Source organism: Synechococcus sp. CB0205 (assembly GCF_000179255.1).
GTDB lineage: Bacteria > Cyanobacteriota > Cyanobacteriia > PCC-6307 > Cyanobiaceae > Vulcanococcus.
In genome coordinates this window covers 1-9,748 of sequence record NZ_ADXM01000023.1, presented here as the reverse complement: position 1 = coordinate 9,748, position 9,748 = coordinate 1, and the positions used below count along the sequence as shown (strand labels likewise).

Below are 9,748 nucleotides of genomic sequence, written 5' to 3'. Positions count from 1 at the left end.
GAGCCGCTGTCCTCGTAGGCCGCCACCACCTCGCCCTCGGAGCCGCGGCCACCGCGACCACGTCCGCGGCGGCGGCCACCACTGCCGCTCTCCAGTGCCGCCGGGGTTGAAGCTTCAGCACGGGCCGAGGCGGCCGAGCGAACCAAGCCGGAGACGCTGGCCAGGGGCTGGAGGGTGTCCTGTCCAGGCAGCACCACCACATGTCCCAGCCCGCCGCAACTGGGGCAGGCCCGGCCAAACAGCTCATAGATGTTCTGCCCCTGGCGCTTGCGGGTGAGTTCCACCAGGCCCAGTTCGCTGATCTGGGCGATCTGGGGACGGGCCGAATCGGAGCGCACCTCAGAGGTGAAGTGCTCCAGCAGCTGGAGCTGATCGCGCCTGGACTCCATATCGATGAAGTCGATAATCACGACACCACCGATGTTGCGCAGCTTCAGTTGGCGCGCAATTTCTGTCGCCGCCTCATAGTTGGTCCAGAGCACCGTCTCGCGGGCATTGGCCGAGCGGGTGAAGGAACCCGAGTTGACGTCAATGACGGTCAGGGCCTCGGTCGGCTCGATGATCACGTAACCGCCCGAGGGCAGATCCGCCCGGGGCGTCAGGGCATCGCGAATGGCCGCATTGACCTTGTAGTGCTCAAGGATTTCGGTGGGCTCGCTGTGATGCTCCACCAGCACCTGCTGATGGTCACTACTCAAGAAGGTGTTGACCCGGGCGACCGCGTCGGGCGCGTCCACCACGATCCGCGCCAGCTCAGGGGTGTAGTGATCGCGCAGGATGCGATGGATGAAGTCGTCATCCCGGTTGAGCAGCACCGGGGGCGTCGCTGCCTCAGCGGCCGTCTGAATGGCCTCCCACTGGCGCAGCAGCGCCTCAAGATCGTCAATGAGCTGCTCTTCGCTGATGCCCTCCGCTTCGGTTCGGATCAGCAGACCAGCCCCAGGGGGCTTGATCAGGACGCCAAGGGCACGGAGGCGATTGCGCTCACTCTCAGCCGTGATCCGGCGCGAAATATTGACCCCTTGGCCGTGGGGCTGCAGCACCAAGAAACGACCCGGCAGGGTGAGATTTCCGGTCAGACGGGGCCCTTTGGTGCCCGTGGGCTCCTTCATCACCTGAACCAGCACCTTCTGGCGGGGCTCGAGCAATTCCGTGATGCCAACGGTCCCCTTCTTCAGGCGAAGGGGACCGAGGTCGGTGACATGAATAAAGCCGTTCTTCTCGCCCTCTCCGATGTTGACGAAGGCCGCGTCAATGCCGGGCAGGACGTTCTCGATCGTCCCGAGATACACGTCGCCGATTTGGTAGCGGCCCTGTGCGACGACAAGCTCGTCAACACGCTCATCGGTGAGAACAGCGGCAATCCGCAGTTGCTCGGCGATGACGATCTGCTGGGGCATGGAAGGTCAGGAGATGACCTGCGCAGGGCAGGAGGGGATAAGAAATGACGAACCCAACGCAGCGCGTTGGCCTGAGACAGAGATCTGATCGCGGCATCGCCGATGCCGGGTGACTCCTGCCCGTGGGATGTGAAAAAAGCTCAGAGCGCGACGCCGAGGCTGAGGCTGCGGCGAAAGGTGGGGGCGATCAACCATCGAGGCTGAACACGAAAGAGTTGCGGGTGCCAATTGGTGCCCGTCTGAACAGCGCCGCCTGGAGCGACTTTCAGGAAGGGAAACTCGTGAAAGCTGCCGAGGAAGTTCCTATCGCTCTTAGCCAACATCGGCTGGCCGGGCGAGGGAGAGATCAATCAACCGACTTCGGTCAATCATCTGCCGTCCTGAACGCAAGCTAGCACGGTTGATTTCAAGAGCCAGAAGGGCTTTGCAGCAGTAATGAACGCCGCCGCAAACCGACCATGGCCAGCGGCAAACCCAAGCTGGTTGAGAACCACTGCTGCAGCTGTTCCGGCTTCAAACTGCGGCCTGCAGGATCGACCACCGCGCTGTACTGGAGCTCCTGAAGATCTGGGCCCTCGGCCGAGCGGGGACGCCGTTCAACCTGCTGGAGATAGGGCCGCAAATCCCGCTGCCTCGGTCGACCTTTCTTATCGGTGTCCTCCCAAATCCAGGACTCCTGAGCCAGCAGTTGGGAGACCGCCTCGTCCCACACCTCGGGAGCAGCCATGGCATGGCCCTGCTCGACGCGCCACTGCACAGCCCAGGTCGCACCCGAGAGCTCCTGGGACAAGCTTGAGCCGAAGACCTCCACGGGGTAGACCTCCAGCAGCGCAAACCCAGGGGGAAGTTGGCGTTGCAACTGCTGGCGGGCGTGCTCAGGATCGAGCGTGGCCGTAAACTCGATATCCATCCATTCCCCATCGGCCTCGGCGCCCAGGGGGAGAGCCAAGGCAAATTGCACCCGAGGCAGGGGGTGGAAGCCCCCGGTGAAGCTCGCCGGCAAACGCGAACGGCGCAGGGCCCGCTCCATCAGGCGCACCAAATCCAGGTGACTCAGCAGGGCCAAGGACCCTGTTTTGGCAAAGCGGAAGCGCAGACGCTGCACACGCTCACTGGCGGGAGGCCGCTGGGGGCTCGGCTCAGGAATCTGCGGAGGGGCCACCACCACGTTGTGCCCCAACTCGGGGCCACAGACACCGCAGCTGCTGCAGCCCTCAAAGGAACAGTCCGGCACCACCGCAGCAGCCAGGGCATTGCGCAGGTCCTCGGCCAGCCAGGTTTTCTCGACCCCTGAATCGATGTGGTCCCAGGGCAGGGGCTGAGCGCAGAAGGCCGCCAGATCACTGGGGTCCATGCCCTCGGCGGAGCTCCACTCCCCCATCTCAAGCTCGCGGTAGCGCCCGCCCAGATCGGCCGCCTCAATCGCATCGGTCCAGGCCTGATAGGTGCGATCCGCCGCTTCAAACCAGGCATCCAACCCGGCCCCGGCGCGCCAGGCCGCCTCAATCACGGGCGCGAGGCGCCGGTCCCCCCGCCCAACAAAGTCCTCCATCGCCGAGAGGCGCACATCGGTGAAATTCGTCTTGAGTCCGCGCAGTTGGCGCAGGGCCTCCCGCAAGCGCTGCTGCCGGCGAACAAATTCAGCCGTGCTGACGCTGTGCCACTGGAAGGGGGTGTGGGGCTTGGGGGTGAAATTGCTGATGGTGAGGTTGAGCTCCAACCGCCCCAGATCGCGGCACTGCTGTTGCAAGGAGCGGCAGGTCTCAGCAATGCCCAGGACGTCGGAATCGGTCTCCCCCGGCAGGCCGATCATGAAATAGAGCTTGACCTTGCGATAGCCGCTCTCCATGGCGGTGCGGATCCCCCGCAGCAGCTCGGCGTCGGTCAGGCCCTTGTTGACGATGTCCCGCAGGCGCTGGGTGCCGGCCTCGGGCGCAAAGGTCAAGCCCGCCTTGCGAGTCCCGCCCAGGATGTGGGCGATGTTCTCGTCGAAGCGGTCGACCCGCTGACTGGGCAGGGTCAAGGTGACGTTCTTATCGGCGAGGCGGTTGCGCAGCTCCACCCCCACCGCCGGCAGGGCCAGGTAGTCCGAGCAGCTCAAGGAGAGCAAGGAGAAATCGGAATAGCCCGTGCGCTCCATGCCTGTTTCGATGGCCTCCACCACGGCCTGTGGTTCCACATCCCGGGCAGGACGGGTGAGCATCCCTGGCTGGCAGAAGCGGCAGCCGCGGGTGCAGCCCCGGCGAATCTCCACGGTGAGGCGGTCGTGAACCGTCTCGATATGGGGCACCAAACCCATGGCGTAGTGGGGCATGGGCGTCGCGGTGCGGCGCATCACCCGCTTGGGGACCCCGGGGTGCAGCGGCTGCTGGCTCACCCCGTCGGGGCCCGGCCCATAGAGGGAGGGGACATAGACCCCTGGCACCTGGGCCAAATCCAACAGCAGCGCGCGGCGACTGAGGCCCGCAGCTTTGGCCTCCGCGACCACTAAGCCGAGCTCGGGGAGGACCTCCTCGCCGTCCCCCAGGACGATGAAATCGAAAAAGGCGGCGAAGGGCTCGGGGTTACTGGTGGCGGTGGGGCCGCCGGCAAAAATCAGCGGCGGGGCCTCTGGATCGCCCAGGGGGAGATCACCGCGATCGGCCGCCCGCACAGGGACCTGGGCCAACTCCAACATCGCCAGGATGTTGGTGGCGCCGAGTTCGTAACTCAGCGAGAAGCCAAGAATGTCGAAGGCGGGCAGCGGCCGGCGGCTTTCCACCGCGAAGAGGGGCTGCCCCCGCTCACGCAAACGCTCGGCGAGATCCGGGCCCGGCAGGTAACTGCGGTCACACAGCTGACCCGGAACGCTGTTGAGGATCGAATAGAGAATGATGTGGCCGGTGTTGCTCGAGCCGACCTCGTAGATCTCGGGGTAGGTCAGGGCCCAGCGCACGGCGGCGGCCGGCCAGACCTGATCCCAGTCCCGCTCCTGCACCCCCAACTCGTTGCCGAGATACCGGCCTGGCTTGGCGATGCTGCGATCCACCAGGGCGTCGAAATCCACCGGTGCATCGAAAACGGCGGTCACAACAGCAGGCCCTGCACTGACTCGATCGTATGCAGAGGCACCCCAGGGGAGCCCCCTCCGCATAGGACAATCCGGCCAGTACAACCGGGTCCGCGCGACCCTTCGCTGAGATGGCCCAGGTCAACGGCAACTACCTCAAGCTCAAAGCGGGCTACCTCTTCCCTGAAATCGCACGTCGCGTCAAGGCTTTCAGCGAAGCAAACCCCAACGCTCCGATCATTCGCCTAGGCATTGGCGATGTCACCGAGCCCCTGCCCCAGGCCTGCCGCGATGCCATGAAGGCGGCCATTGACGAGATGGGAACCCGGGAGGGCTTCCATGGCTACGGCCCCGAGCAGGGCTACGCCTGGCTGCGCGAGAAGATCGCTACCCATGATTTCCAGGCCCGCGGCTGCGAGATCAGCGCCGAGGAGATCTTTGTCTCCGACGGCTCGAAGTGCGATAGCTCGAACATCCTCGACATCCTGGGCACCGGCAACCGCATTGCCGTCACCGATCCCGTCTACCCGGTGTACGTCGACAGCAACGTCATGGCGGGCCGCACGGGCGATGCCGATGACGCGGGCCAGTACGGCGGCCTGACCTACCTGCCCATCAGCGCCGACAACGGCTTCAGCGCCCAGATCCCCAGCGAGAAGGTGGATCTGATCTACCTCTGCTTCCCCAATAACCCCACGGGGGCGGTGGCAACGAAGGAGCAGCTCAAGGCCTGGGTGGACTACGCCCGCGCCAACGATGCCCTGATCCTGTTTGACGCGGCCTATGAGGCCTTCATCCAGGACCCCTCGCTGCCTCACTCCATCTACGAGATCGAGGGGGCCCGGGACTGCGCCATCGAGTTCCGCTCCTTCTCCAAGAACGCCGGTTTCACCGGCACCCGCTGCGCCCTGACCGTGGTGCCCCGTGGCCTGATGGGCACGGCCGCCAATGGCGAAAAGGTGGAACTCTGGGGCCTCTGGAACCGCCGCCAGTGCACCAAGTTCAACGGTGTCAGCTACATCGTTCAACGCGGCGCCGAGGCCGTTTATTCCGCGAACGGCCAAGCCCAGGTCAAAGGGCTGATCAGCTTCTACATGGAGAACGCCGCGATCATTCGCCGCGAACTCAGCGATGCAGGCCTGACGGTCTACGGCGGCGAGCAGGCTCCCTATGTCTGGATCAAGACCCCGGCCGGCGTGGACTCCTGGGGCTTCTTCGATCTGCTCTTGAGCCAAGCGAACGTGGTCGGCACCCCCGGCAGTGGTTTTGGTGCCGCGGGCGAAGGCTATTTCCGTCTTTCGGCCTTCAACAGCCGCGAGAACGTCAACGAAGCCATGCGCCGGATCAAGGCCGCCCTCGCCCCTGCTGCCGCTGCGGCCTGAGGCGCTGACTAAAGTCCCTACCTCGTCATACCGGAGCTGATCAGGATGATCCGATCAACTCAGGCGCCTGGCCGCGAGAGCGGCGGCGCCGCTGTGATGGAAAAAGCGCCGGAGCGGGTGCGCAAACCCTCGCCCCGCTACAAGGTGCTGCTCCACAACGACCCGGTGAACACCATGGAATACGTGGTGAGCACCCTGCGGCAGGTGGTGCCCTCCCTGAGTGAGCAGGACGCCATCGCCGTGATGATGGAGGCCCACAACACCGGCGTGGGCCTGGTGATCGTCTGCGATATCGAGCCGGCGGAGTTCTACAGCGAAACCCTGAAGGCCAAGGGTCTCTCCAGCACGATCGAGCCCGAAGACTGATGCAGTCCCCCACCAGATCAACGTTGCACTGGTGGGGGATGCTGCTCTACGTCCCGGTCCTCTACGGATTGGGTTGGCTCAGCTCGCGGCCGCTGGCGCTGGTCTTCCCCCAATGGCGCCCTGACCAGGTGGACCTGGCTGGGGTGGTGGTTTCGCTGCTGCTACTGCTACTGACCCTGCCTTGGCGCTTGCGCCGCAGCTGGGGTGTCGACCATCCCTGGCAACAGCTCGGGGTTGTCGTGCGTCCCACCGCGGGCCTTCGCGCCTTCCTTCGCGGTCTGCTCAAGGCCGCTGGACTGCTGTTGGGTGTGGTGGTGGTCCTGCTGCTCATCGGCCAGAGCCAATGGCAGGGAGAACTCACGGCCGGCCAACTGCTCAACGCCATCGCCCTGCTGCTCGGGGTGGGGTTCGCCGAGGAGTTGCTCTTTCGTGGTTGGCTCTGGGGCGAATTGGAGCTGCTGGGCGGGCGGCAACGGGCCATCGGGCTCCAGGCGGCGTTCTTTGCCCTGGTGCATCCCTGGTACCAGCTGCCCCCCATCGAAGCCATCGCCCTGTTGGTGGGACTGGTGCTACTGGGCCTCGCCTTAGCGCTACAAAGGCGCGCCGATCAAGGGGCGCTCTGGGGATCCATTGGCCTACACGGCGGCTTAGTCGGGGGCTGGTTTGCCCTTCAAGCCGGATTGATCAGCCTGCCGGCAGCCGCACCCGTTTGGCTGCTGGGTCCAGGTGGCGCCAATCCAAACCCGATCGGAGGTCTGCTGGGTTGGGCCGGACTGGCGGGGTTGATCGTGGTGCGCCGCCGCTGGTGGCGCTGATCTAACGGGTCGCCGTTGCCAAGGCCTTCCGGCCCTCGACCGGAGCGCGCAACGCCTCCTCCAGGGGAGCCGTGCCGTAGTCACGCTCCAAGAGATCCATCACCGTGCGACCAAAGTCGGCGGGATTGCGCTCAAACGCCTCCAGGCAAATGCGCCCAAAGGTGCTGCCCATCGGTTCGGGGTTCCAGAGGAGTTGCCGAGCCGTCCAGGGGAGCATGCTCATCGGGTTGTAGCCCGGCTTGATCAGGCCCTGATCAAAGCCGTACTGCTCCAGGTGCGTGTGGGGTTGCAAGCCGATGAAAAAGATCGCGGGCTCAACCTTGTCGGCACCAAAAATGCGCTCCAGCTCACGGTGGTAGGCAACGGTCTGACGAATCGTCTCTGGACGCTCGTCGATGACGTTGAAGGAGTAGTTCACCGAGACGTGCTCCCTGAAGCCAGCCTCGGCCAAGAGGCGACAGTTCTCAAGCACGGTGCGGAGGTTGTAGCCCATCCGCATCTTGCGCACGAGCTCCTGGGAACCGGAGGTGATGCCGATCTCGAAGTAGTCCATGCCGGTGTCGACCATCAGCTGGGCCAACTCGGCGTCGAGGTTGTCGGCTCGGATGTAGGCCGCCCAGCGGATGTCCGTCCAGCCCTGGGCCTTCACCGCCCGCAGGAGCTCCTTGGCATCGTCGATGTAGCGGCGTGCCGGGATGAATTGCGCATCGGTGAACCAGAAGCCGCGCACCCCACGCCGATAGAGCTGATGCATCTCGGCGATGACCTCCTCGACGGGATTGACCCGGACGGCCTTGCCCTCCACCACCGTGTAGACGCAGTAGCAGCAGTTGTGGGGGCAGCCCCGCTTGGTCTGAACGCCGACGTAGAAGTCGCCCCCATCGAGATACCAATCCAGCTGGGGCCAAATCGAGGCGATGTAGTCGTAGTCGCAGGCCGTCTTCTCCATGCCGGAGGGCTGCTCATGAATCAGACCGGGCCGAGGCGCTTCACCCGCCAGAAAACAGCGCTCGCCCTCGAGGGACTCCCCACGCAGGAGCTTCTCGAGCAAGGGCTCCCCTTCGCCAACGGAGACCACGGTGCCCCGGGGTAGCCGTTTGCCGAGCTGTTCGTAGAAAACGCTGACCGCGCCCCCGCCCAAGACCGCCTGGGCCTCTGGGTGATGACGGCGCGCGCGCTTCAGACCACGGCGGACCAAGCGCAAATTGCGCCAGAGCTCCCCGTAAAAGGAGGCCATCAAACGCAACCCGCCAAAGGCGCCGCGCAAACGGCGAACGGGATTCAGGGCGTAGAAGACCTCAAAGGAGTTCTGCAGAGGGTTGCCCCCGCGACCATCCACCGGGGCATAGATCTGAATGTCCCGCCAGGAAAAGACCAAAACGGTGGGCCGGAAGCTCTCGATCCGCTCCAGCAGCACCGCCTCGACATCCAGCAGGGGGACAGCAGCCAGATCAAGGATCTGCTGGGCCAGTCCGGGGAATTGTTTGTGCAGATGATCGGCCAGATACACCGGGCCAATCGGGAAAATCGGATTGCAGGGGAGCCGCACGAGCAACACCCGCTGATCAGCTGGCGGTAGTGGTCTCAAGCTGCGACGCCCATGGCGAAGTTGGACGCTAACAAGCAGCTGTTGTCCAACGTTGTTGGAGGGTTTCGTCGATCCGCTCGACCCTCTCCCGCAGGGCAGGCGGCAATCGACGCCACCAGTGCTGATGCGTGCAGGTGCGCGGCTTGAGTTGCCAGCCAGAGGCCTCAAGCACCGCGCGCAGCTGGCTGATCGCCGGTTGGGGATAGGCGGGATTAATCACGTCCTCCAGATCGATCCCGCCGAGGTCATCGATGCCAGCAGCCAAGGCAGAGGGCAGGGACGCCAAGGGCCAGAGATTGGGGGGCGTCTGCAGGTGCACCTCCTGGGGCAAGAGGGACCGGGCATCGGCGATCAACTCCAGGAGATCCCCTTGCTCGGATTCGCTCAGAACAACCGCTGAATCACCATCGGGTCGCCAGGGCTGAAGGATCACTTCCTGCAGGTGCCCCCAGCGCAACTGGAGATCCCGCAGCAGCTCCAAGGCCCTGATTCGATCGGCGCGGCTTTCACCCACACCCAACAACAGCCCCGTGGTGAAAGGGATACCCAAACGTCCAGCCTGCTCGAGTTGAGCCAGGCGAACCTCCAGACGCTTGCTGGGGGCGCGGGCATGCAGGGGCTCATAGGCAGGACCGAGCCCCTCCAACATCAAGCCCATCGAGGGATTGCTCCGGCCAAGGCGCGCCATTTCCTGGCAGCTCAGGGGACCCGCATTCGTGTGGGGAAGCCGGCCCTGATCGAGGGCGAGCTGGCTGAGCTGCAGCAGACGGCTGAACCAGGCAGCGCGCCCCGCTGATCCAGGCGCCTCCTCACCGCTCAACAGCAACACCTCAGCAGCGGCGGGGCGCTCACGCAGCTGCCGCAGGGCCTCCTCAGCCGTGAGTGGCACAGCCAGTGCTGGGGAGACGCGAAAACTGCAGTAGCCGCAGCGGTTGAAGCAGCCGCGGGTCGGAACCAACGTGACGCTGGGACTCCAGGTGACGACGGCCTCAGCAGGCACGGAAAGCGCAGCGACAAGCGGGACTGATGCCACCGATTAGCAGGACTTGGGGGCCGGAAAGCCTGAGAAGGCGTTAACGCGTCGCAATGTCGCGCAAACATCCGTTACATTGGCCATGGCAGGGCGGGTTACCGACCTGTCCTTCCCT

At 64.7% G+C, this 9,748-nt stretch carries 7 protein-coding genes; 3 read left to right on the top strand and 4 right to left on the bottom strand.

What is annotated here, in order from left to right:
• Both CB0205_RS0104065 and CB0205_RS0104055 read right to left on the bottom strand, forming a co-directional pair.
• Window positions 1–1,400, bottom strand: a 1,400-nt coding sequence (locus CB0205_RS0104065) for an Rne/Rng family ribonuclease (protein ID WP_010314599.1), incomplete at its 3' end; no start/stop codon positions are given.
• 406 nt (window positions 1,401–1,806) lie between these two features.
• On the bottom strand, window positions 1,807–4,470 hold the full coding sequence (locus CB0205_RS0104055) for a TIGR03960 family B12-binding radical SAM protein (RefSeq protein WP_010314595.1): 2,664 nt from the start codon (window positions 4,468–4,470) through the stop codon (window positions 1,807–1,809).
• A gap of 110 nt (window positions 4,471–4,580) precedes the next feature.
• On the opposite strand from CB0205_RS0104055, the gene CB0205_RS0104050 reads away from it, so the two are divergent.
• Genes CB0205_RS0104050 through CB0205_RS0104040 form a run of 3 tightly spaced genes read left to right on the top strand, consistent with a single transcriptional unit; the run spans window position 4,581 to window position 7,012 of the window.
• Window positions 4,581–5,831, top strand: coding sequence for an LL-diaminopimelate aminotransferase (locus CB0205_RS0104050; RefSeq protein ID WP_010314593.1), 1,251 nt, complete (start codon window positions 4,581–4,583; stop codon window positions 5,829–5,831).
• A gap of 45 nt (window positions 5,832–5,876) precedes the next feature.
• Window positions 5,877–6,197 (top strand): ATP-dependent Clp protease adapter ClpS, encoded by a 321-nt coding sequence (gene clpS, locus CB0205_RS0104045; protein WP_010314591.1) that lies wholly within the window; start codon window positions 5,877–5,879, stop codon window positions 6,195–6,197.
• The gene (locus tag CB0205_RS0104040; protein ID WP_232197233.1) at window positions 6,197–7,012 is read left to right on the top strand and encodes a CPBP family intramembrane glutamic endopeptidase; all 816 of its coding nucleotides are present in this window, start codon (window positions 6,197–6,199) and stop codon (window positions 7,010–7,012) included. Before clpS ends, CB0205_RS0104040 begins: the two co-directional genes overlap by 1 nt.
• A 1-nt stretch (window position 7,013) precedes the next feature.
• Here the strand turns inward: CB0205_RS0104040 and CB0205_RS0104035 are convergent, their stop codons facing one another.
• Together CB0205_RS0104035 and cofG are read right to left on the bottom strand one after the other, a co-directional pair.
• Entirely contained in the window at window positions 7,014–8,570 is a 1,557-nt protein-coding gene (locus CB0205_RS0104035) for a photosystem II high light acclimation radical SAM protein (RefSeq protein WP_010314588.1), read from the bottom strand.
• A 58-nt stretch (window positions 8,571–8,628) separates the two neighbouring features.
• Window positions 8,629–9,600: a 7,8-didemethyl-8-hydroxy-5-deazariboflavin synthase subunit CofG gene (gene cofG / locus CB0205_RS0104030; protein ID WP_010314586.1), complete on the bottom strand. Its 972-nt coding sequence runs from the start codon at window positions 9,598–9,600 to the stop codon at window positions 8,629–8,631.
• Window positions 9,601–9,748: the final 148 nt, after the last annotated feature.